The following is a 21,625-nucleotide window of genomic DNA, read 5'->3' as shown; positions in this document are numbered from 1 at the left end:
GATGACGCCCATGGGGCGGACAGCGCGGGCGGGCACGCAACGATCGACCGGTTACCTGGACCGGACGCCGGATCCGGCGGACCGGGTGCGGCTGTTCTGTTTCCACCACGCCGGCGCCGCAGCGTCCACCTTCGCCGGCTGGGCGGAGGCGTTGCAGCCACGGGTCGCGGTCTACCCGGTGCAGCTGCCCGGCCGGGAGAACCGCGTGCGGGAGGCGCCCATCACCGATTTCGGCCGTCTGCTCGACGCCGTCGTGGACGCTGTCGAGCCGTCACTGGAACGTCCGTACGCTCTCTATGGACACAGCATGGGTGCGGCCCTGGCCGCCGCGGTGGCCCGACGGCAGGTCGAGCGGGGACGACCGCCGGTGGCGTTGTTCGTCGGCGGCTACCCGGACCCGCGCTGCGGGCCACCGCTCGCGGTGTCGGCGCTGTCCGACGACGAGGTCGCCGACCTGCTGGTGCGCATCGGGGGCATGTCCGAGGTGGTACGCCGGTATCCCGCGTGGGTGCGGACGGCGGTCCGGCTGCTGCGCGGCGACCTCGCGGCCCTGCACTCCCAGCCTCCGACCGGGCCCGATCCGGTGCCGGTGCCGGTGCGCGCCTACGTCGGCGACTCCGATCCGCTGGTGGGGCGCGCCGACGCGGTCGGGTGGGCGGCGTACACCTCGTCGTCGTTCCGGCTGCGGGTGCTGCCCGGCGGTCACCTGTTCCACCTCCGGTCGGGCGATCGGCTCCGGGCGGACATCGCGGCCTGCCTGGGCGAGCTGACCTCGCTGCCGGGCGGCAGGCCCGACGGTGGGGCGTCAGTCGATGTCGAGGACCGCCTTGCCGGCCACGCGGCGGCCGAGCAGCGCCTCGATCGCGTCGTCGACGCGCTTCCAGGAGTCCCGCCAGCCGACCGGTAGGGAGATGTCCCCGGCGGCCACGAAGGCCAGGAGGGTAGCCAGGTCGGCTCCGGGGCGGGAGGTGTCACCGAAGGACTGCAGACGCCGGGGTTCGCCCAATGCGAAGGTCGAGTTGGGCGCGAAGACGGCCGCCGCACCCGACGCCCAGCCGATGCTCTGGCAGATCCCGCCCGGCTTGAGCAGCGACCACGCGCGGGTGAGGTGGTCACCACCGACTGTCTCCACCACCACGTCGACCGGCTCGCGGACGTCGTCCAGCCCGACCACCACCTCGGCTGCGCCCAGGTCGCGCAGCCCCTCCCCCCGCGCCGGCGAGCCGACCGACGCCACCACCGTGGCTCCGCCGAGGCGGGCGAGTTGAACCGCCAGCCGTCCGACGCCTCCGGACGCGCCGGTGACCAGCACCCGACGGCCCAGCAGTGGGCCGGCGCCTCGCAGGGTCCGCAGGGCGGTGAGGCCCACCATCGGCAGGGCCGCCGTGGCGGCGAGATCGAGCCCGTCGGGGATCCGCGCCACGCTGTCGACGTCGAAGACGGCACGTTCGGCCCACGTTCCCGGACCGAAGGCGACCACCCGGTCGCCGACGGCCGGACCGCTGCCGTCCTCGGCGGCCCGCACGACGTAACCCGCGGCGTCGTAACCGAGCACCGTGCCGGCGGGCATCCCGGCACGGAAGCGGGCCTCGCCGAAGTTCACCGAGGACTGTCTCACCTCGACGAGCAACTGGCCGGGCGTCGGGACCGGCTCGGGCACCTCGGCCAAGCGGTGTCCCTCGGCGGTGTCGGGGGCGGCGATCAGGGCTTGCACGGTACGACCTCCAGAAACACGATCCGGACCAGCGGCCCGGTTGTCCCCGCTACCGTAAGTCCGACTCGTCCAATTTTCTGGGGAAATGCCATGACGACTGAACGCGCCGACGCGGCCCGCAACCGGGCGATGATCCTGCGCGCCACCGAGGATCTATTGACGTACCGCGAAGCTATGCCGATCTCCGTCGACTCGATCGCCGCCCGGGCGGGCGTCGGCAAAGGCACCGTCTTCCGCCGCTTCGGCAGCCGGTCCGGCCTGTTCCGGGAACTCCTCGCCGAACGCGCGACGCGAATCGGAGAGCAGATCAGCCACGGTCCACCACCGCTGGGGCCCGGAGCACCGCCCGGGGACCGGCTCCTGGCCTTCCTCGATGCACTGGCCGACCTCGCCGCGACCAACGCGACCCTCCTCGCCGCCCACGCAATGGCCTGCGCCGCCGGACGGCACGACGACCCCACCTACCGACGCTGGCACGAACACCTGCGCCAGCTCGTCGGGCAACTCCGCCCGGACCTCGACGCCGGATACGTCGCCCACGTCCTGCTCGGGGCATTCGACGCCGAACTGGTCCGCCGAACCATCGCCGACGGCGGCGGCGACCGGCTCCGCGCAGCCGTAAGGGCACTCGCACGGTGCCTGCTGCCACCCGGGCCCGAGCGATCATGCCGCCCGGGCCCGTAACGAGTGGTTGTGGCCCACGCCCGCCCGGTCCGACCTGCTCGACAATCCGCTCGGCAAGATCAGTGAACGGGGCTTGACCGGCTTTTGCGAACCTGTGGGCCGACGCCCGCGATCTCTACCAACTGCCCCCTTTCGAGGTCATCGGAGCCGGCACGCCCCCTGATAGAAGGCTCGCCGGTTCAGCGACGCGCTGCCGCCCGACTCGACGTCACGATCTCCCGCAACCCGCGCAGAAGCCGGTCGACGTGCGCGACGGTCGTACCGATGCCGATGCTGGCCCGGATCGCGTACCTGTCGGTCGGGCAGCCGAGCCGCTCGGCCGCGTCGGTCAGCAGTTTCCGGGCGAGCGGGTGGGCGCAGAACAACCCGTCGCGCACGCCGATACCGTGATCAGCGGCGAGCCGGTGGGCGACCTCCGTTGCTCGCTGCTCGGCGACGGCGAAGCTGACGATGCCGACCCGGTCGTGACCGACGTCGAACGTCCGCAGCTCTGCCACCCCGGGCAAGGCCGCGAGCCCGTCGCGCAACCGCTTCAGCAGATCCTGTTCGTGCGCCAGCACGGCCGGCGAGGCGGCGAGCGTGGCGCAGGCGGCGGCGAGCGCGACCGCGCCCAGCAAATTCGGTGTGCCGGCCTCATGCCGAGCGGGACCAACATGCCACTGCACCTCGGCCGCCTCGTCACCGACGTGCCTGGTGGCCCCGCCGCCGGCGAGATACGGGGCGGCGGCGTCGAGCCAGTCGGCCCGGCCGGCCAACACTCCTGCGCCGAACGGCGCGTACAGCTTGTGCCCGGACAGCGCCAGGTAGTCGATGCCGGCGTCGGTCATGGAGACCGGACGGTGCGGGGCCAACTGGGCGGCGTCGACGGCGATCCGCGCGCCGTGCCGGTGCGCGATCTCGGCGAGTTCGGCTATCGGCCAGACCTCTCCGGTGACGTTGGACGCGCCGGTGACCGCTACCAGCACGGGGCCGGCGCTGCGCAGGTCGGCCAGTGCGCGGGTGAGCCCGGACACCACCGCCGGCAGGTCCGCGGGCACCGGCAGGCAGTGCACCCGCGGCCAGGGCAAGAGGTTCGCATGGTGCTCGCCCGCCCAGGTCACCACGGTGGTGTGGGATGGCAGTGCCCGGGCGAGCAGGTTCATCGCGTCGGTGGTGTTCCGGGTGAAGATCACGTGGTCGTCGGGCCGGATGTCGAGGAAATCCGCCACGGTCTGGCGGGACTGCTCGTACGCCAGGGTGCAGCGACGTGACGCCGCGCCGGCACCCCGATGCACACTGGCGTACCAGGGCAGGAGTTCATTGACCGCATCGGCGGCGGCAGCGAGGCACGGTGCGGTAGCGGCGTAGTCGAGGTTGGCGTACGTGACGGTGGTGCCGTCGGAGAGACGGACAGGCAGATCCGCGCCGAGCACCACAGGAGCGATCGTGGGCACACTGGTCCTTCATGACGGTGGACCCGCACGGGTCCGCGCTTGCCTCTCCGGCGGACGCCGGCGGCCTGGTCCTCACCCGGAGGCACCCCACCGCGGACGCACGAGGGTTGCCGGCCAGCAGGCCGGGGCCTTGACGCTGACACTCATGACCGCCGCCGATATTGCCATACGGACCGGCCTTGCCGCCAGTACGCTTCGCGCACTATCCGACCCGGTGCAGGTACAGATAGCTGCCGCGCGCCGCACGGCAGTGATAAGCCACTCCGGCGTGCACATCTGCCTGGCGCGCACATCGAACGTGACCATAGTCGAGTGTCCTTTGTTCCCACTGACGTCACATGGATGGTTGTTATCGCCGTGTCGGTCCAGGCGGTCACGACGACAATGCCAGTTTCATCGTGGATAGCGGGCGCTCGGCGCCCCGGTCGATCGAGACCAGCGTGCCGTCGGGGATCGCATACGCCAGTCGAGCGGCCCGCGGTGCCAGGTTATGCCTGCGCAGCACGGTGTGTGCCGCACTTTGCGGTAGCAATGGAAAGCCACTGGCAGGAACGCAGGCGGCTCGGCGCACCGTCCTACTTCGTCATCCGAGACGAGCCGGACGCCCCTTCTTCGGCGGCAGCATTCCTTGTTGTCGACGTGGCGGAACATCTGGTCATCTTCATTCTGGTGCCCGTGTTCGTTGGCGCGATGATCGGCATCCTGGTCGCTGGGCTTCCGAACAGGTGGCACGTTCTTGCGTCTATCGTGACGCCGGCCGCGACCTCGACGGCCGGCGGGTCGTTGGTTGTCGCCACAACCTTCACCAACCACGTTTCGGCATTTCCCTGACCGATAATCGCCCGTCATCTCATTCTCGCGCTGCACATCAGCCGCCTCACCAGCCTCGGTCTCGCCCTGGACGACGTCGCTCGGATGCTCGAGTCGGAGGAGCGCGGCCAGGAGTCCCCCCACGGGCTACACGCGCCGGAGAACGAGCACCTCTCTCGCCGACCGGGCGGCCACCACGCTCAGGGGGTCTTCGCCACCCGCCCTGACACGCTCCTCGGCATCGACAACAGCTGGGCGGGACAGCCAAAGGCCGACGTGGTCCATGACTACGAAACAGCGTGGGTACGCAGCCGGCCGTCCCGCCCTGTGATCTCCGCTTGCCCATTACCTACTTTCACTATAGGAAAAGTGGGTGACCACCACAGTCTCCGCGTCACCCACCGCGGAAACCTCGATCGGTGCATCGACGGCCGCCCGGAGGGCTCTGGCACCCCGTGGCTGGCGCCGCCGTCGGATCCTGCTTCGGCTCCTCGCCCTCGTCGTGCTCTACGGGCTCTGGGAAGTCGCCGCCCGGACCACCGGCAATCCGACCTTCATCCCCTCACCCGGCGCGGTGTGGCACCAACTGGTCCAGACGTCGACCACCCACGACGGCATCCGCGGCTACAGCGGGCATCTGCTCATCGAACACCTCGGCGTCAGCCTGCGGCGCATCCTGATCGGCTCCATCATCGGCATCGCCGGTGGGGTGCTCCTCGGTGTCGTGATGGGAACTGTCAGCGGGTTCCGGGTAGTGATCGAACCGGTCGTCACCTTCGTCCGCGCCCTTCCGCCGCTTGCCTACTTCAGCCTCTTCATCATCTGGTTCGGCATCGACGAGACGCCCAAGCTCTGGTTGCTCTCCATCGCCGCGTTGCCGCCCGTGGCGGTCGCGACCGCCGCAGCCGTCCACTCCGCACCGACCGGTCTGGTCGAGGCCGCGCGGGCGCTGGGCGCCGGTCGTGTTCACGTGATCCGCGACGTGGTGCTCCCCCACGCATTACCGGAGATATTCACCGGCATCCGGATCGCGGTGGGGGTCGCGTACTCCTCGGTGGTCGCCGCCGAGACGATCAACGGCGTACCCGGCATCGGTGGCATGGTCCGCGACGCCCAGCGCTACTCCCAGACCGACGTCGTCATTCTCGGCCTCTTCGCCATTGGCCTGTCCGGCCTCATCATCGACGCCCTGCTACGGACCGCCGAAAACCGGCTCATCCCGTGGCGGGGCCAGATCTAGGAGACAACAGATGCGCAAGACACTCGGTCTGCTGGCAGCCGTGTCCCTGCTGTTGAGTGCCTGCGGCGACGGTGCCGCCAGCGGCGGCGATCCGGGCCGCAAGACCATCCGGATCGCCTACCAGGCCTTCCCCAGCGGCGACCTCATCGTGAAGAACCAGAGACTGCTTGAGAATGCGCTACCCGACTACCAGATCACCTGGACCAAGTTCGACTCCGGCGCGAGCATCAACACCGCCTTCGTCGCCGGCAGCGTCGACATCGCGGCGATCGGGTCGAGTCCGGTGGCGCGCGGTCTCTCCGCGCCGCTGAACATTCCGTATCAGGTCGCCTTCGTCCTCGACGTGGCCGGCGACAACGAGGCGTTGGTGGCCCGCAACGGCGCCGGCGTCACCGACATCACCGGCCTGCGCGGCAAGAAGGTAGGGACCCCCTTCGCCTCCACCGCCCACTACAGCCTGCTGGCCGCCCTGGATCGAGCCGGCGTCAAGGAATCAGAGCTCACCATCGTCGACCTGGAGCCCCAGGACATCCAGGCCGCCTGGACCCGGGGCGACCTGGACGCGGCCTACTCCTGGTTGCCATCACTGGATGAACTCCGCAAGACCGGTACGGTGCTGATCACCAGTCGCGAACTCGCCACCGCCGGCAAGCCCACACTGGACCTCGGCGTCGTCGCCACGGACTTCGTTGAGGCGCACCCTGCCGCAGTCGACGCCTGGCGCAAGGCCCAGTCCCAGGCCCTGAACCTGATCCACGACGACCCCGCCGCGGCAGCGAAGTCGGTCGGCGCCGAACTCAACCTCAGCCCGGAGGAAGCGCAGCGGCAACTCTCGCAGGGCGTCTTCCTCAAGCCCGAGGACCTGGCCAGCCCCGAATGGCTGGGCACCTCCGCGGCCAAGGGCAAACTCGCTGACAATCTCGTCAGCGCCGCACAGTTCCTCAAGGACCAGCAGAAGATCGACGCTGTGCCAGACCTGGCGACCGTACAGGCAGCGATCTATACCGTAGGACTGCCCGATGCCCTCGGCTGAATCCGGCCACACCGCGGCGATCACCGTCACCGACGTCGAGCACAGATACGGCGAAGTCGTCGCCCTCGGTCCCATCGACCTGACAGTGCCGCCGGGCGAGTTCCTCGTCCTGGTCGGCGCGTCCGGGTGCGGCAAGAGCACACTGCTGCGGCTGATCGCCGGCTTCGAGCAGCCCACCACCGGCACGGTCCTGACCGACGGCGTACCACCGATCCCAGGGCGCAGCGCCGGCCTGGTTTTTCAGCAGCCCCGGCTCTTCCCGTGGAAAACCGTCGGCGGCAACATCGAGTTGGCACTGCGGTACGCCGGGCAGCCCACCGATGGCGTCGACGCGCTCCTCAACCGGGTCGGGCTGCACGACGTGGCAAAGCGCCGCACCTGGCAGATCTCCGGCGGTCAGCAGCAGCGAGTCGCCATCGCCCGGGCCCTCGCCGCCGACCGCCCACTGCTGCTCCTCGACGAACCGTTCGCAGCGCTCGACGCGCTCACCCGCGAGCGCCTCCAGGAAGACCTTCGCTCGGTCAGCACCGCGCCCGGGCGCACCTCGATCTTCGTCACCCACAGTGTGGACGAGGCAGTCTTTCTCGGCAGCCGGGTCGTGGTGCTCAGCCCTCGCCCCGGCCGGATCGTCCTGGACCTGCCCATCCACCTACCTCGCACCGGCATCACCCCGGACGACCTGCGAGGCCTGCCCGACTACGCCGCCCTGCGCGCCGAGATCGGACACGCCGTCCGAAGCGAAGGAGCATCCGCATGACCACGGTTCACACCCCGCTCGACCTCGAACCGCTGGGACCACACTTTGGCGCTCTGGTCCACGGTCTGGACCTGGCCATCGCCAGCGACGAGGAGGTCACGGCGCTGCGCGCCGCGCTGGTCGACCGCAAGGTGCTCTTCCTGCGCGATCAGCGCCTCGACGACGATGGCCAGGTGCGTCTGGGACGCAGAATCGGAGAACTGACAGCATCCCACCCCGTGGTCGGCGGCGTCGATGACGCACACCCCGAGATCTACGCCCTCGACAGCACGGACAACGGCTTCGCCGACGTCTGGCATACCGACGTCACCTTCATGAAGCGACCACCACTCGGCTCGATCCTGCGCGCCGTCATCCTCCCGCCCACCGGAGGCGACACCACCTGGGCCGACGCGCAACTGGCGTACGACTCGCTCAGCGAACCGGTACGTCGGCTTGTCGATCAACTCACCGCCATTCACGACGGCACTCGCGAGTTCGGCTACTATCTCGCCCAACGCGGAGGCAACGTGTGGGAGGGCCAACAGGTGTCCCGACTGGATCCGGTCGAACACCCGGTGGTCCGGGTCCATCCCGAGACCGGCCGTCGAGGGATCTTCGTGAATCCGGGTTTCACCTCGCACATCGTCGGCGTATCGGACTTCGAGAGCCGGGCCATCCTGGACCTGCTCTACGCCCACCTCACCAAGCCGGAGCACATCGTGCGGCACCGATGGCGCCCCGGGGACGTGGCGCTCTGGGACAACCGCAGTACCGCCCACTACGCCAACCGGGACTACGGATCCGCTCGACGGGTCATGCACCGCATCACCCTGCGCGGCGACATCCCCCGCGGACCGAAGGACTAGGTGCACTGCCGAACCTGTAGTGGTTGATCGTTGACGATGTGCCGGTGGTGCGTCGTGGCGAGCGCCTCCCACCAGGCGGGGTCGGGGGCATTCAGCCCCGAAAGCACGGCCGGCCGCACCTCCCGGTCGTAGTACGGCGCGGTCTCCGGGACGCAGCTCGGCATGGCAAGGCCGAGCAGCACCGGCGGTGGGCGCTCCTCGAGCACGAGCGCGGCCACCCGATGCGGTGCGAGCGCGGCGTAGACGTACCGGTCGACGTTGAAGGTCGTGAGAATGATGATCCGCGGTGGCCTCGCCATGCCGTCGACCATTCGGCGAGTCGCCTCGATGCCGTCCATCACGGGCATGCGGATGTCCCTGAGCACCACGTCGGGCTCGTTACGGCGGACCACGGCGACCGCCTCCACGCCGTCGGCGGCCTCACCGGCAACCTCTCAGAACCGGTCCCGGGTTCCGAGGAGGATGTTGTGTGCGGCGCGGCGCCGTGGCGCGAGCTCGGTGTCGATATCGGCCCAGCGCCTGGTGTCAACACAGAGAGCTCCGTCGACAGCAGGCAGGGCCTCGATCAGCCGCATCCGCTGGTCTTCGCCCGGGTGGGAACTCCACAGGTCGGTGGTCCGCCGGCTGAGCTGACGAGCCAGCGGCAGACGAGCAGCCAGGCTTTCCCGGGCTTCAGCAGCCGCCGCCTCCAACTGCTCGCCGTCGATACGCGGCGCCAGGTGCCACAAGTCCTGCCAGATCCGGCCAGCGAGCAGGACCGTCTCGGAGGATCGGAGGAAGGCCGCGCTGCCGGCGACCCGGCGGGCGACCAGATCCGCCCGGTATTCGGCGCGGCGGCTGTCGGGCATCGCCACGCTGTCGACGAGCAACTGCGCGGTCGCGCCAGCGACATTGGCGAGAGCGACGATTCCATGGACGATCATCCCGAGGAGCACAACCGGCCCCGACCCCTGCTCGGCCAGCGAGTCAGCCGCGTGAACGGCACGCCGCCAGGGGTTCCGCCCACCGGTGGCCACTACCGCCCGGGCGCCGAACGTCCTCGCCAGCAGGGTCCTCCGCACCCGAAGCGGATCGCCGTTGGCCAGGTGCCCCAGTTCGTGGGCCAGCAGCGAAACCCGGGCCGGCCGCGGCAGCATCACCCACAGGGGAATCCCGATGACGAGCACCGACCGCTGACGCCAACCCAGCCGCGCGACACCGGCGTTGAGACTCAGATCTGCACAGATCACGTCGGGAACCGGTGTTCCGGCGGCATCAGCGACTTCCCGCACCAGCCGGTGCAACTGCGGGGCCTCGCGCTCAGTGATCACGCCATACCTGGGCACCCGCCCGAACGACGGCTTGACCAGCAGCAGGACGAGCACAGCCGGGATCGCCAGGGCCAGCCTGACCCCCTGCGGCAGGTCGCTGGCCACGACGAGCCAGGCGAGGTAGCCCACCGCCGCCACCCCCAGCAGGGCCAGCAGCACGGAGACCACCGACAGCCAGACCTCCCCCGACGACGTCCCATCCGGGCGGGCCTCCGGGGCGGCCAGCACCTGCTCATACGTCGCCCGGTCGATCTCCAACCCTCGCCGGAACCCCCACCGACCGATCATCCTGGTGCCGCGCCACGGGGCCAGGGCGGGGTCGTACACGTCCAGGTTCCACTGACAGGCAGGGCACCACGAGGGCGCCCCCGCCTCCAGCAGGACCAGCTCGTGGGCACAGGCCGGACATCTGCTCAGCGTCGTCTTCGTCGGCACGAGGGTGGAGTCTAGATCGAAGTGACAGCAGTGCATGGTCCGGCTCGGGCGCCGCCGGACGCCATCGGACCGCCTACCTGAGGAAGGCCCGTCACTGAGCCTTTTCCAACCTGATCTTGCAGGTCAGCGCAGGTAGGCCGGGGCTGCTGATCGATGAGGGCGAGGCTCCAGGTAAGACAGCAATCTGTGAGTGTGGTTTGTCAAAGCCACCCGCTACGACTCGCCGTGCGCTACGAAGCCACCCTCACCATCGCCGCCATCAACCAATGGCTCCGCGCCCTACGAAACACGGCCTAGCCCAGTGCGAGGCGAACGCCAAGCGCGACGAAGGCGAACGCGCAGAGTCGGTTGATGCGCCGTGACCAGAGTCCGTCGGTCATTCGATGCGCCAGGCGTCCGACGCCCGCGCCGAGGGTGACGTCAACTGTGAGCTGCACGGCGACGAACAGAGCACCGAGCAGGATGAGCTGGGCGGTGGGGTCGCCGGCAGCTGGATCGACGAACTGGGGCAGAAACGCCACGCTGAACATGATCATCTTCGGGTTGAGCAGGTTGGTTACCAACCCGCGCAGAAATGCCTGGCGAGGCGTTGCGCCGCGCTCGGGGTGGCTGTGGTTGGCGGTGCCGCTGAGGCGTACGGCTCGGATTCCGAGGATGACCAGATACACGGCGCCGGCCCAGCGGATGGCGGTGAACAGCACCGGCGATGCGGTGATCACCGCGGCCAGGCCGCAGACCACCGCCGCGACGTGGATGGTTTCTCCCGCGGCGACGCCGAGTGCAGCGATGACGCCGGATCGGGCGCCGTAGCGGGTGGCATTGGTGAGGACGAACATCATGTCGGGACCGGGTGTGATCATGAGAACGGCGATCACGGCAAGGTAGCCCACGAGGGTCGTTACTGACAGTCCGAGCAAGGCTCAGCCCTCCTCGGCACCGTCAAGCAGAGCGCGGCGTAGCGCGAGTCGGTGTTCGCGGCGGATCTGTGCCTCGCGGTAGCGTCGCCGATCCCCGTCGGTCTCGGGTAGCAACGGCGGGACGGCGCGAGGATGTCCGTCGTCGTCGATCGCCACCATGACCAGGTGGGCGGTGGCCACGTCGGTGGGGGGCACGGCCCGGTCCCACCGGTCTGCGGTCACCTTGACGGCCACCTCCATGGAGCTGCGTCCGGCCCAGGTGATCCGGGCGTCGACGTGGACCACATCGCCGACCCGTACCGCGCGGAGAAAGGCCGTCTCGTCGATGGCGGCGGTGACCGCCGGCCCGTCGGAATGCCGGGCGGCAACCACCCCGGCTACGGAGTCGATGAGGTTGAGGATCCGGCCTCCGTGAACTGTGCCCATCAGGTTGGTGTGGTGCTGGTCCATGATCTGCGACAGGGTCAGGTGCGATGCCGATGATGGCCGACCGGCGAGCGTAGTGGTGTCGTGCATTGCGTGGTCCGTCCTCGGGAAGCACACCGCCTACTCGGCTGGGTGCACGTCGAGGACACGCCGGACCGTGGCGTGTCACCCGCTCGACCCACCCGCGAGGTCGACGGCAGCGCACACACGTCGTGTACGCGGCGCGGGCAGGTCTTCGGACTCGCGGGCGTGACCGGGCAGTACCGGTCTCCTACTGGCCATCGCTTCCCAGGCAGGTGCGCCCAGTGCTGTTGACGGCGGTCGTTCCCACTCACCGCTGCGGGGCAGTCCCGGACTCTCACCGGGTTCCCTCTTACGACGCCCGTCCTGTCGAGGTCGGGCGAACCAGCGCCGCGACCATCGTACTCAGTCCACCAGGCGGTGCTGGCGTGTCAGGTGTCGTTGGTGACCGCCGTCTCGTTGTCCTGATGGTTGGTGGGGCCGACGATGACGAACACCCCGGTATCTGCGGTCTCGGCGATCTGCCGTTGCGCGTGGGTGATGGGCCCGGCCGCCAGGGCCGCGTTCGCCGCCCCGAAGGTCAGCGGTGGCTGCTGTCTGAGTTCACCGCTACGCTTCGCCGCCACACCCGCCGCCGTCGCGGCATTCCTGGCCGACGCCGTCGGCTGGCGTTGGGCATTCTGGCTGCTGGCTCCCGGCCCGATGCTCGGGACGCTGGCCATGCGCGCTTTCGCCCGGCGACCGGTGCCGGCCTGAGCACAAATCAACCGGTGTGGCGTGTCCGATCCAGCTTCCAGCGCACTTGGAATGTCAGCGCCGCGGCCATCAGCACCGCCGGGACCACGGTGAAGCCGATCAACAGGGCGGTGTGGGCGGACTCCGGCTGCGTCACGGTCTGCCCCTCGGTGGTGGAGATGAAGCCGCCCAGGGCGAGCACGGCCGAGTACACGTACGGGCCGATTGCGGTGCCGGTGGCTTCGGTGGCAGTCCAGACACCGGTGTAGGCGCCAGCCCGGACGGTACCGCGCTGCTCGGCGGCCGCGACCGCATCCGGGACCATCGAGAACGCGAACAGCTGCAGCCCGGCGAACGCGATGCCCAGGACGCCGACCACCGCGACAGCCGGCCCGGTGCCGTAGCCGAGCAGCGGCGCCAGCGAACCGGCCACGAAGACCGCCTGGCAGATCAGCAGGCCACGCTGCTTGCCGATGCGCCGGGACACCTGCATCCACACCGGACCGGCGATCACCGCTGGACCGAGGAACGCCCCCATGAACACGGCGGTCAGCCCAGAGTTCTCGAAGACGTACCTGGTGTAGAACGGCAGTGCTGCGAGGAACAGGTGAGTAGTGGTGCCGGTGAACAGGTAGGACAGCACCAGCGCGCGGAAGTCGGGGTCCCGCCAGGCGACCGCGATGTCACCGATGGTCGAGTGGGCCGCCTTCTGGTCGGGCATCCGGAAACCGGCGTGGGCAGTGAGACGCCGTACCCCGGTCAGTGCGACCAGCCCGGAGATCACCATGACGCCGGAGAGCAGCAGGGCCATCCAGCCGTAGTCGCCGCGCCGTCCCGACTCCACCAGCGCCGGTGCAGCCACACCGGCACCAAGCAACCCGAGGGTGAGGAAAAGCATCCGGAACATGAACACCCGGGTGCGCTCGTGGTACCCGACTCGAAGATCGGACGGGGTGGTCAGGTAGGGCACCTGGAAACACGCGAAGAGCAGGTTGCCGGCGATGAACCAGCCGCCCACCCAGAGCGCCGCCGATGCGCCGGAGAGACCGGCGGGCACCGAGAACATCGCCACCATGGCCACCGGAAGCAGCAGACCGACCCGCAGCATGCCGAGGCGGTGTCCGCTGCTGCGCGCTTCCCGGTCGGATCGGCTGCCCAGCATCGGATGCACGATGATGTCGATGATCTTCGGCAGCAGCAGGGTGAGACCGGCCAGGAACGGCGAGACACCGAGCGTATTGGTGAGGAAATAGAGCAGCAGCAGGCCGGGAACGGTTACCCAGACGCCCATCCCGACCGAGCCGGTGGCGTACGCGGTCAGGTCACCTGCCCTGGTCCGCACCTCGCCCGCCGCCCCGCGCAGCGCCGTCATCGGGTCGCCTCGTGTCGTGCGACCACACCCGCGGCCAGTTCGGCGCCCTGCAACGCGCCGGAGCGGACCCGGCCGGCGAGGGTGCGCGCCACGATCCGATCGGTCAGCGCGGGCAGATGACGGGCCAGGAAGAACTCGACCGCGCCCCGCCGGGTGGTGGGTAGATCACGGCGAGGACGACGACTGAGCGCGGCGCGCAGCACGGTCCGGACCACCCCGTCCAGCGGCTCGTACTGGCTCATGCCCTCCAGCGAGAGCCCGGCCGCGGCCGTCGAGTCGTGGATCGGGCTTCGTACCGCCGACGGGTACACGCAGGTGACGCCGACATGGGTGCCGAGCTCCAGACGCAGCGCGTCCGCGTACGCGACCAGGGCGCGCTTGGAGGCGCCGTACGCAGCGGCCAGCGGCAACTGCATGACGGCCATCCGCGAGCTGAGCATGACTATCCGGCCACCAGAGGCGACCAGCGCGTCCACGCATGCGGCGGTGACCCGCCAGGTGCCCAGCAGGTTGATGTCGAGCTGGCGGCGTACTTCCGCGCCCGGCGCCAGTTCGGCCGGGGCCGGCCCACCGATCCCGGCGTTGTTGATCAGCAGGTCGAGCCCACCGAGCTGGTCAATTGCTTCGCGTACCACCGCCGGCACCGCGTCGTCGTCGGTGATGTCGCAGGCCAGGACCCGGACCGGGTCATCGGCACGGGGGGCCAGGTCCAACCCGACGACCTGGGCCCCCAGCTCGTCCAGGCGGGCGCAGATGGCCCGGCCGAACGTGCCGGAGGCACCGGTGACGAGGACACGCAATCCGCGGGGGTCTCGGGCGCTCAAACCACACTCTCCTCGGCGGTGAAGGTGCGTCCGCCCCGGGCGAGGCGATTGCGGCCAGCCGCGATCTCCCGGGGCAGGTTGGCGACGTACCTGTCGAAATCGATACGCATGTGCGGCCGCGCGTTCGCACCCCACCGCTCGATGGCGGCGCGCAAGGCTCGCTGCACGGCGTGCCGCTGTTCGTCGATGCCGGGCAGGGCATAGCCGCCGGAGAGATACGCGGCGACCAGTTTGGCCTGGACCTCCACGACCGGCAGAGCGGCACCGGTGGACTGCATCAGGCCGACGAATGCCAGGCTGGGGTCGTCGAGATGGAAGACCCGCTGGTACAGCGGCAGCTGTTCGGGGTCGGGGCCCAGCCATTGAGGGGACAGGAACGGGATACTCACCCGGTACCCGGTGGCCCAGACGATCACGTCGACCGGGTCGGCGCTGCCGTCGGTGAACATCACCCGTTCCCCGTCCAGCCGTTCGATGCCGGGACGTGGGGTCACCTCACCGTGGGTGAGCCGGTGCAGGATCGTGTCGCTGATCGTCGGATGGTTCTGGAACAGGCCACCGGCCGGGGCGGGTAAGCCGTACGTCTGCGGGGTCCCGACGGCGAGCCGCAGCAGGGTCTCGGCGATACGCTGCCGCAGCCGCCACGGCAGGGCGGCGAGGGCACCGCCGGTCGCGTCGGCCGGGCGGCCGAACAGGTACTTGGGGACGATGTGGACGCCGCGCCGGGCGGAGAGCAGGACCGGCCCTCGAGCGACGTGCGAGGCGTCCACCGCGATGTCCATGGCCGAGTTGCCCATGCCGACGATCAGCACCCGCCGATCCAGGAAGACCTCCGGAGTGCGGTAGTCGTGGGCGTGCATCTGGGTGCCGTGGAACGTCCCCGGATAAGCCGGATCCGGGTAGCGCGGATCCCAGTTGTGGCCGTTCGCGACCACCACGGCGTCGTACCGCTCGGTGTCACCGAACTCGGTCGTCACCGCCCAGAGCCGGTCACGCTCGACGCGGGTGACCGTGCTCCCGAACCGGATGTGCGGAATGAGCCCGAACGACTGCGCATAGTCGGCCAGGTAACTGGCGACGCGACTGGCCGACGGATAGTCGGGCCAGTCCGCGGGCATCGGAAAATCCGCGAACTCGGTGCGCCGTTTGCTGGTGTTCAAGTGCAGGGAGGCGTACGCCGGAGACAAGCCGCTGCTGTTGTCCCTGACCCACAGGCCACCGGGCCGGTCACCCTTCTCGTACGCCACCACCGCACAACCGGCGTCGAGCAGCGCCTTCACCGTGGCGAGACCGGCTGCTCCCGCACCGATCACCGCCACCCGACTCGAAGAAACGGCCACGGTGCTCCTCGACGGTTGTAGCTTCCGCCAAACCGTAGGGCCTGGCACAGGGCGAATACATGGCGTGGAGCACGCGGTTTCGGGTTCTTGTTGTAGCGCACCACAACGGCGGGGAGCATGACAGGATGACGCATCCGGACGGCTGGACGACGATGGTGGACCTGATCGAACGCGTCGTGGGCGATGACGAACTGCTGCCGTCGGTGGTCGCCGGAGTTCGTACCACCGTGCGGGAGGTCTCCGCACTGCCCACCTCCGACATCGCCGGACACACCCGTGCTCTGCTGGTGGCCGCAACCCGCGCATTGGCCGCACGGCGCGGCCCCACCGAAGCGGAGCTGTCGTTCGTCGCGGACCTCGGTGTCACCCGTGCCCGGCAGGGCGTGCCGATCGAATCAGTGCTGGGCGCGATCCACTTCGCCGAGCGCGCGATCTGGGCCCGGGCCCGGGAACTCGCCCGAGCCCAAGGCGTCAGCGCCGAGCAACTGCTGGACGTCCGGGACCTTTACGACGACTGGGCCGAGGCCGTCCGGGCACGGCTGATCAGCGCGCATCGGGCTACCGGAGCCAGCACGGATCCGCTTCCCGGGCGCCGGGACACGGCACTGCTGCGGCGGCTGCTCCAGGGTGGTTCGGCGGCCACGCTGGCAGCCGCCGAGGCCGGCCTTCCGGTCACCGACGGGCTGTGGGTGCTCGTCGCCCGGCCCGGGGAGACCGCCGCCGGCATCGAACGAGCCGTACGCGAGCACCCGCCGGTGCTGTGCGCGACCGTGGACGACCTGATGGTCGGAGTTCTGTCCCGGGCTCCGTCCGCCCGCCTGGAGGGGATCGGGGCTGTGGCGGGGCTCGCCGGTCCGGCCGAACCGGAGAAACTCGCGCCGGTGCGGCGGCTCGCCACCGCGGCCCTGACCGCCGCCGAGTCCACCGGCCGCACCGGACTGGTCCACATTGCCGATGTGGCCTGGCTGGCGGCGTTGACCGAGCGGGCAGACCTGGCAACGGTGCTGCTCGACCGGTACGCGCCCGCTTGGGCGGCACTCGGACCGACTGCCGAATCGGTGGCGCACGCCGTGCTCGCCTGGCTGGAGAGCGACCGCGATGTCGACCTCGCCGGGGCGAACCTTTTCGTGCACCCCAACACGGTTCGCAATCGGGTCCGGCGCTTCGCCGCCGTCACCGGCATCGACCCGGCGGGCACCTTCGGTGCCATGACCGCCTGGTGGCTTTGCCGAACCTGGCTGCGCGACGCGACCTGATCTCGCACCGTACGACGTGTTGTCCAGGCGGTTGTCCCACTGCGAGGTCGTACCGCATCGGCACGGTGTCGCCCAGACGTCCAGTTGCTGCCGTCGTACGAGTACGCGAACGACGCCGTATCGACGGCATCCCGGAAGTCGACGTCCGCGCGCAGGTAGACGACGTCCGCCCGCAGCGGCACCGGTGCGCTGGTGAAGGCGATGACGCCGTCGCCGCCTGCCCGGCGCATCACCAGGCTCCTGGTTCCGCCCTCCATCGTCACGGCGATGTATCCGTACGTGCGCTGGTAGGCGGAGGTGCCTGCGACGTTCCCGTCCTTCATGTGCGAGACGTCCAGCGAGATGGTGCCGGAGCTCGTGGGTCCGAGCGTGCGTTGGGTGAGCGTGTTGCGCGCATCGAGGATGCTCGACGCGACGCTGCCCGTGGTCAGCCGCAGGTGTCCGGGCCGCTCGGTGAGCGACCAGAACCGGTTGTCCGGGTTGTGGTTTCACTGCCACTGCGGCCCCAGGTTCGACCCGTTCCATGCAGGTCACGCCAAAGAGGTGAGGCGAACGACCCAGCGGGCCCTCGTCCTGGAACAGCATGGCGTACCACTGCCCGTCGTACGTCTGGACGATTCCGCCCTGGGCCACGCCGGTTCCGGGCCGGCCCCCGACCGTCACGCCCTGGCTCAGCACGACCCGGCCCTCCCACGCGCCGCCCGCCGACTGCGGCGTGAGGGACGGCGACCGCCACAGCACCTCCTGGCGGACGCCACCCGACGGCCACTCGATCATGAAGACGTAGTAGTAGTCCCCGATCTTGTACGCGTGAGCGCCCTCGGCGTGCAGACCGCTGGTCTGGTCGACGTTGGCGTCCTCGACGAGCCGCGTCGCCGGGCCGTCCCACCCGAGGGTCCCGTCGTCGTGCCGCCGCAGCCTGCGCAGGTCGATCGACCCGCCACCGTAGACAAGCCAGACGTCGTCGCCGTCGAACAGCAGCGACTGATCGTGGGCGTACCCGTCGAGCACCGACCTGCTGCACGGCCCGCGCTCGATGTTGGGAGTCGAGTAGACGTACGTCTGCTGCGTGGTGAGGCTGCCGACCGACATGTAGTAGGTCCCGTCATGGAACCTGATGCTCGCTGCCCAGCTGCCCTGGCCGTACGCGTCTTGGCCTTTGCGCAGCGCCAGCGCGTCCGCGTCGTCGAGGATCGCCGCAGCGTACCCGGCGATGGACCAGTGCACCAGGTTGCTCGAGCGCATGATCGGGACGCTCGGCGCGAAGTACATCGTCGTGCTGACCATGTAGTAGTACCGGCCGTCGAAGACGACGTCCGGGTCGGGCACGTCCGCGAAGATGACAGGGTTGGTGAAGTCTGCCCCGCCCCGCCGTCGCGGATGTTCACGTTCGGTCGGTCCATCAGCGCAGCTCGAGCGCCACGGTGACGTAGGAGTGGGCGGGCAGGTCGACCTCGAGCCCCCGGGGGTGGGGGCCCACGCCGGCATGGTCGGTGGGGGCGACGGCGTCGAGCTGCTCGGGGGTGTTGTGCGCGTCGAGCGCGGTGGCGGTCAGCACCCGCGCGGTGTGCCCGACGACGTCGCGGCCGCGCAGGTCCAGGACGAGGGTGCGGTCCGTCTCGGCGTCGAGGTTGGACAGCGAGACCAGGGCGGTGTCGCCCTTGACCGACGCGGACGCCGAGACCAGCGGCAGCTCGGTCGCGTCGACGGCGCGAGTCTCGACGTCGCGCAGGTGAACCGCGAGGGCGGCGGCATCGTGGTGGCCGGTGTTCATAGCGAAGACGTGGTACGTCGGGGTGAGCACGAGCGCCCCCGTGTCGGGGTCGGTGAGGATCATGGCCTGCAGCACGTTGACGGTCTGGGCGATGTTCGCCATGACCACCCGTTCGGCGTGCCGGTGGAACGCGTCGAGGTGCACGGAGGCGACCAGGGCGTCGCGCAGCGTGTTCTGCTGGTACAGGAACCCGGGGTTGGTGCCCTTCTCCACGTTCCACCACGTGCCCCACTCGTCCACGACCAGGCCGACCTTGCGGTGCGGGTCGTAGCGGTCCATGACCGTGGAGTGCCGGGTGAGCAGCTCCTCCATGCGCCGGGCGCGGGCCATGGTCGCGTACCACTCGTCGGTGCTGAACCCGGTGGCGTCGCCCTTGTCCGACCACGACCCGGCCATCGTGTAATAGTGCAGCGACACGGCCTGGAACGGGCCCGCCGACCCGGCCGGGTCCGCCGCCAGGTCGTCGAACGAGCGCATGAGCGTCTCGGTCCAGTGCAGGTCGGCCTCGTTCGCGCCCGCCGCGATCCGGTACAGCAGGTTGCCGCCGTGGTTGCGGCAGTAGGTGGCGTACTGCCGGGCCAGAGACGCGAACTGCTCGGCGCGCAGGTTGCCGCCGCAGCCCCACGCCTCGTTGCCCAGGCCCCAGAACGGCACCCGCCACGGCTTCTCGCGCCCGTTCGCCCGCCGCAGCGCCGCCATCGGTGAGTCGTCCGCCCGGGTCAGGTACTCCACCCAGTCCGACATCTCCGCCACCGACCCGGACCCCACGTTCCCCGACACGTACGGGTCGGCACCGAGCAGCTCGCACAGGTCCATAAACTCGTGCGTGCCGAACGCGTTGTCCTCCACCACGTCGCCCCAGTGCGAGTTGACCATCCGCGGGCGGCTCTCGCGCGGGCCGATGCCGTCACGCCAGTGGTAGTCGTCGGCGAAGCAGCCGCCCGGCCAACGCAGGTTCGGGATCGAGATCGCCCGCAACGCCTCGACCACGTCCGAGCGGATGCCCCGCACGTTCGCGACCGGCGAGTCCTCACCCACCCAGAACCCGCCGTAGATGCACCGCCCCAGGTGCTCGGCGAAGTGCCCGTACACGTGCCGCCTGATCGTGGCGCCGGGCAGGTCGAGGTCGATCACTGCGGTCGTGGTCGTCGTCATTGTCTCCCCATCAGTTGCGTGTTCCGTCATTGCATGCCTCAGCGAGGAGCTCGCGGAAGCCAGACCCGCATCGGGCCGGGGGCGCGGTTGCCCCAGGTCGAGAACGGGATCGCTGTCACCGTCTGCTCGTCGACGAGCTCGGTGGCGGTGTCGGGGTCGTAGAGGCCGGTGCCGCGTCCCGGTGATCGGGGATGCGGGGACAGGCGCGCAAGGCGGACGTGCGCCCATAGGTGCTCGACATGGTTTCCTTCGACCGAAACGGGCTAAACGGCGCGGGTGGTTGCACGGCCCTAAGCCCCACCGCGGGTGGAGCCACGTACCACGAGACGGACGGGCGCGACGACGTGCTCGGCCGGGCCGGTCCAGCCCGCCATCTGCCGGTGCAGCAGACCCACCGCGGTCTCAGCGACACCTTCATGGTTCGCGTCGACGGAGGTGAGGCCGGGCGGGATGAAGCTTGACATGTCGAGGTTGTCGAACCCGGCGAGCTGGACGTCGGTGGGCACCCGGAGCCCGCTCTCTGCCAGGGCCGCGACCGCGCCGAGCGCGACGACGTCGGTGACGGCGAAGACGCCGTCGAAGGGCAGACCGGACGCGATCACATCGAGCAGGGCATCACGTCCGGCCGCCGACGTGAACGTGGAGATGGGCACCACATAGCGTGCGTCGACATCGAGGCCGGCATCGCGATGTGCGCGCTCCCAGCCAATGCGGCGGTCCGACGTCATCATGTGCGCGGTGTCGAACGTGCAGCCCAACCCAACGATGCGCCGCGAGCCGTGCTCGATCATGTGCGCCGTCGCGAGGCGGGCGCCCTCTTCGTTCGCCAGCCGCACGTGGTTGAAACGGTCGGGCACGTCACGCTCGCCGAGCAGCACGATGGGCTTGGCGGTACGCACGCGGTCCAGCTGGTCGCGGTCGAGTCCGACGACGGACAGCAGGACGCCGTCGTAGAGCTGGAGTCGCGCGACGCTCAGCGCCGCCATCTCATGCTCGGGGCTGCCGCTCGTCCGCTCAAGGACGAGGTGTCGCCCCTCGGCCTCGATCAGCGGCGCGATCTTGTCGGAGACCTCACCGAAGTAGTCGTGGAAGCTCGGCACGATGAAGGCGACGGTGTCGGTCCGTCCCGCGCGCAGGTGGCGCGCGGTCAGGTTGACCTCGTACCCCAGCGCCTCGACGGCGGCCATGACACGGGCGCGCGTCGGTTCGTTGACCGGGAGGCGCTCATTGACGACGTTCGACACGGTCATGACCGAGACGCCCGCCTCACGGGCGACGTCCGCCATCGTTACCACATATCCTCCTTATCGCGGCATTCTGCCAGCTCAGCAACGTCGTCTGGCGAGAAGCCCGCCACCCATCCACCCGCCGGGGCGGGCCTTGACGCAACACGATCGACTCTTTACTTTAACGCTAAAATCCCGCTCGATATGAGGACGCCAAGCCCCAACTCGCGTCGATATGCCCACAAATTCCAGTCAAGGACGACCGGAACTGTTCTCAAGGGAGAGCCCTCGGTGCGTACCACAAGAACGAAGTTG

Annotated in this window: 21 protein-coding genes, 2 pseudogenes and 2 riboswitches; of the genes and pseudogenes, 8 read left to right on the top strand and 15 right to left on the bottom strand. The window is 69.7% G+C overall.

What is annotated here, in order from left to right:
• The first annotated feature begins 10 nt into the window (after positions 1-10).
• Positions 11-907: a thioesterase II family protein gene (locus VAB18032_RS11700; RefSeq protein ID WP_013733040.1), complete on the top strand. Its 897-nt coding sequence runs from the start codon at positions 11-13 to the stop codon at positions 905-907.
• On the opposite strand, the gene VAB18032_RS11695 is transcribed toward VAB18032_RS11700, so the two are convergent.
• The gene (locus VAB18032_RS11695; RefSeq protein ID WP_013733039.1) at positions 806-1,714 is read right to left on the bottom strand and encodes a zinc-binding dehydrogenase; all 909 of its coding nucleotides are present in this window, start codon (positions 1,712-1,714) and stop codon (positions 806-808) included. The genes VAB18032_RS11700 and VAB18032_RS11695 overlap by 102 nt on opposite strands.
• A 90-nt stretch (positions 1,715-1,804) precedes the next feature.
• Here VAB18032_RS11695 and VAB18032_RS11690 point away from each other — a divergent pair, with 90 nt between their 5' ends.
• Positions 1,805-2,398, top strand: a complete 594-nt coding sequence (locus VAB18032_RS11690) for a TetR/AcrR family transcriptional regulator (protein WP_013733038.1) — start codon at positions 1,805-1,807, stop codon at positions 2,396-2,398.
• A gap of 179 nt (positions 2,399-2,577) precedes the next feature.
• Here VAB18032_RS11690 and VAB18032_RS11685 read toward each other — a convergent pair whose 3' ends face one another.
• The gene (locus tag VAB18032_RS11685; protein ID WP_232510877.1) at positions 2,578-3,813 is read right to left on the bottom strand and encodes an aminotransferase class V-fold PLP-dependent enzyme; all 1,236 of its coding nucleotides are present in this window, start codon (positions 3,811-3,813) and stop codon (positions 2,578-2,580) included.
• A 48-nt stretch (positions 3,814-3,861) separates the two neighbouring features.
• Positions 3,862-3,982: riboswitch (SAM riboswitch) on the bottom strand.
• A 380-nt stretch (positions 3,983-4,362) separates the two neighbouring features.
• Here VAB18032_RS11685 and VAB18032_RS31660 point away from each other — a divergent pair.
• From VAB18032_RS31660 to VAB18032_RS11660, 5 genes are all read left to right on the top strand, one after another.
• Positions 4,363-4,662 (top strand): hypothetical protein, encoded by a 300-nt coding sequence (locus tag VAB18032_RS31660; protein ID WP_013733036.1) that lies wholly within the window; start codon positions 4,363-4,365, stop codon positions 4,660-4,662.
• A gap of 352 nt (positions 4,663-5,014) precedes the next feature.
• On the top strand, positions 5,015-5,881 hold the full coding sequence (locus VAB18032_RS11675; RefSeq protein ID WP_013733035.1) for an ABC transporter permease: 867 nt from the start codon (positions 5,015-5,017) through the stop codon (positions 5,879-5,881).
• A 10-nt stretch (positions 5,882-5,891) separates the two neighbouring features.
• Complete coding sequence (locus VAB18032_RS11670; RefSeq protein ID WP_013733034.1) at positions 5,892-6,914, top strand: taurine ABC transporter substrate-binding protein; 1,023 nt, start codon at positions 5,892-5,894, stop codon at positions 6,912-6,914.
• Positions 6,901-7,671: an ABC transporter ATP-binding protein gene (locus tag VAB18032_RS11665; RefSeq protein ID WP_013733033.1), complete on the top strand. Its 771-nt coding sequence runs from the start codon at positions 6,901-6,903 to the stop codon at positions 7,669-7,671. The genes VAB18032_RS11670 and VAB18032_RS11665 overlap by 14 nt, the downstream gene beginning before the upstream one ends.
• Positions 7,668-8,519: a TauD/TfdA dioxygenase family protein gene (locus tag VAB18032_RS11660; RefSeq protein WP_013733032.1), complete on the top strand. Its 852-nt coding sequence runs from the start codon at positions 7,668-7,670 to the stop codon at positions 8,517-8,519. Before VAB18032_RS11665 ends, VAB18032_RS11660 begins: the two co-directional genes overlap by 4 nt.
• Here the strand turns inward: VAB18032_RS11660 and VAB18032_RS33520 are convergent.
• From VAB18032_RS33520 to VAB18032_RS11625, 8 genes are all read right to left on the bottom strand, one after another.
• Positions 8,516-8,887 (bottom strand): response regulator, encoded by a 372-nt coding sequence (locus VAB18032_RS33520; protein ID WP_415878001.1) that lies wholly within the window; start codon positions 8,885-8,887, stop codon positions 8,516-8,518. The two genes, VAB18032_RS11660 and VAB18032_RS33520, sit on opposite strands and share 4 nt — an antisense overlap.
• Positions 8,888-8,953: 66 nt before the next feature.
• Positions 8,954-10,264 carry a M48 family metallopeptidase gene (locus VAB18032_RS30005; RefSeq protein ID WP_148272249.1) on the bottom strand — a complete coding sequence of 437 codons (1,311 nt, stop codon included), beginning with the start codon at positions 10,262-10,264 and terminating at the stop codon, positions 8,954-8,956.
• Between the two features lie 293 nt (positions 10,265-10,557).
• Positions 10,558-11,124 (bottom strand): LysE family translocator, encoded by a 567-nt coding sequence (locus VAB18032_RS11650; RefSeq protein ID WP_232510784.1) that lies wholly within the window; start codon positions 11,122-11,124, stop codon positions 10,558-10,560.
• A 60-nt stretch (positions 11,125-11,184) separates the two neighbouring features.
• Positions 11,185-11,697 carry an acyl-CoA thioesterase gene (locus tag VAB18032_RS11645; protein ID WP_013733028.1) on the bottom strand — a complete coding sequence of 171 codons (513 nt, stop codon included), beginning with the start codon at positions 11,695-11,697 and terminating at the stop codon, positions 11,185-11,187.
• Positions 11,698-11,816: 119 nt separating this feature from the next.
• A riboswitch (cobalamin riboswitch) is annotated at positions 11,817-12,032 on the bottom strand.
• Between the two features lie 27 nt (positions 12,033-12,059).
• Positions 12,060-12,350: a hypothetical protein gene (locus tag VAB18032_RS32235; RefSeq protein ID WP_162097624.1), complete on the bottom strand. Its 291-nt coding sequence runs from the start codon at positions 12,348-12,350 to the stop codon at positions 12,060-12,062.
• 41 nt (positions 12,351-12,391) lie between these two features.
• On the bottom strand, positions 12,392-13,735 hold the full coding sequence (locus VAB18032_RS11635) for an MFS transporter (RefSeq protein WP_013733026.1): 1,344 nt from the start codon (positions 13,733-13,735) through the stop codon (positions 12,392-12,394).
• On the bottom strand, positions 13,732-14,559 hold the full coding sequence (locus tag VAB18032_RS11630; protein ID WP_043720460.1) for an SDR family NAD(P)-dependent oxidoreductase: 828 nt from the start codon (positions 14,557-14,559) through the stop codon (positions 13,732-13,734). Before VAB18032_RS11630 ends, VAB18032_RS11635 begins: the two co-directional genes overlap by 4 nt.
• Positions 14,556-15,899, bottom strand: a complete 1,344-nt coding sequence (locus tag VAB18032_RS11625; RefSeq protein ID WP_043720458.1) for a flavin-containing monooxygenase — start codon at positions 15,897-15,899, stop codon at positions 14,556-14,558. Before VAB18032_RS11625 ends, VAB18032_RS11630 begins: the two co-directional genes overlap by 4 nt.
• A gap of 125 nt (positions 15,900-16,024) precedes the next feature.
• Here VAB18032_RS11625 and VAB18032_RS11620 point away from each other — a divergent pair, with 125 nt between their 5' ends.
• On the top strand, positions 16,025-17,155 hold the full coding sequence (locus tag VAB18032_RS11620) for a PucR family transcriptional regulator (RefSeq protein WP_013733023.1): 1,131 nt from the start codon (positions 16,025-16,027) through the stop codon (positions 17,153-17,155).
• 74 nt (positions 17,156-17,229) lie between these two features.
• Here the strand turns inward: VAB18032_RS11620 and VAB18032_RS33515 are convergent.
• The 5 genes and pseudogenes from VAB18032_RS33515 to VAB18032_RS11605 form a co-directional block, all read right to left on the bottom strand.
• Positions 17,230-17,631, bottom strand: a pseudogene (locus VAB18032_RS33515) (beta-xylosidase family glycoside hydrolase); the annotation flags it as partial.
• Positions 17,632-17,710: 79 nt separating this feature from the next.
• A pseudogene (locus VAB18032_RS33510) lies at positions 17,711-18,643 on the bottom strand (glycoside hydrolase 43 family protein); the annotation flags it as partial.
• The gene (locus VAB18032_RS33180) at positions 18,558-20,084 is read right to left on the bottom strand and encodes an alpha-N-arabinofuranosidase (RefSeq protein ID WP_013733021.1); all 1,527 of its coding nucleotides are present in this window, start codon (positions 20,082-20,084) and stop codon (positions 18,558-18,560) included. The pseudogene VAB18032_RS33510 and the gene VAB18032_RS33180, both read right to left, overlap by 86 nt.
• A gap of 38 nt (positions 20,085-20,122) precedes the next feature.
• Positions 20,123-20,203 (bottom strand): hypothetical protein, encoded by an 81-nt coding sequence (locus VAB18032_RS33505; RefSeq protein ID WP_353505311.1) that lies wholly within the window; start codon positions 20,201-20,203, stop codon positions 20,123-20,125.
• 171 nt (positions 20,204-20,374) lie between these two features.
• On the bottom strand, positions 20,375-21,370 hold the full coding sequence (locus VAB18032_RS11605; protein WP_013733020.1) for a LacI family DNA-binding transcriptional regulator: 996 nt from the start codon (positions 21,368-21,370) through the stop codon (positions 20,375-20,377).
• Between the last annotated feature and the right edge of the window lie 255 nt (positions 21,371-21,625).

Source organism: Micromonospora maris AB-18-032 (assembly GCF_000204155.1).
In the GTDB taxonomy this organism is placed as follows: domain Bacteria; phylum Actinomycetota; class Actinomycetes; order Mycobacteriales; family Micromonosporaceae; genus Micromonospora; species Micromonospora gifhornensis.
Note: the sequence above shows the minus strand (reverse complement) of the source record. Positions and strands in the feature narration are given on the sequence as shown.

Coding starts and splice junctions, on each gene's coding strand:
- VAB18032_RS11700 (WP_013733040.1), top strand. CDS start 11: ATGGGGCGGACAGCGCGGGCGGGCACGCAACGATCGACCGGTTACCTG.
- VAB18032_RS11690 (WP_013733038.1), top strand. CDS start 1,805: ATGACGACTGAACGCGCCGACGCGGCCCGCAACCGGGCGATGATCCTG.
- VAB18032_RS31660 (WP_013733036.1), top strand. CDS start 4,363: ATGGAAAGCCACTGGCAGGAACGCAGGCGGCTCGGCGCACCGTCCTAC.
- VAB18032_RS11670 (WP_013733034.1), top strand. CDS start 5,892: ATGCGCAAGACACTCGGTCTGCTGGCAGCCGTGTCCCTGCTGTTGAGT.
- VAB18032_RS11665 (WP_013733033.1), top strand. CDS start 6,901: ATGCCCTCGGCTGAATCCGGCCACACCGCGGCGATCACCGTCACCGAC.
- VAB18032_RS11660 (WP_013733032.1), top strand. CDS start 7,668: ATGACCACGGTTCACACCCCGCTCGACCTCGAACCGCTGGGACCACAC.
- VAB18032_RS11650 (WP_232510784.1), bottom strand. CDS start 11,124: ATGATCACACCCGGTCCCGACATGATGTTCGTCCTCACCAATGCCACC.
- VAB18032_RS11645 (WP_013733028.1), bottom strand. CDS start 11,697: ATGCACGACACCACTACGCTCGCCGGTCGGCCATCATCGGCATCGCAC.
- VAB18032_RS32235 (WP_162097624.1), bottom strand. CDS start 12,350: ATGGCCAGCGTCCCGAGCATCGGGCCGGGAGCCAGCAGCCAGAATGCC.
- VAB18032_RS11635 (WP_013733026.1), bottom strand. CDS start 13,735: ATGACGGCGCTGCGCGGGGCGGCGGGCGAGGTGCGGACCAGGGCAGGT.
- VAB18032_RS11620 (WP_013733023.1), top strand. CDS start 16,025: ATGACGCATCCGGACGGCTGGACGACGATGGTGGACCTGATCGAACGC.
- VAB18032_RS33180 (WP_013733021.1), bottom strand. CDS start 20,084: ATGACGACGACCACGACCGCAGTGATCGACCTCGACCTGCCCGGCGCC.
- VAB18032_RS11605 (WP_013733020.1), bottom strand. CDS start 21,370: ATGGCGGACGTCGCCCGTGAGGCGGGCGTCTCGGTCATGACCGTGTCG.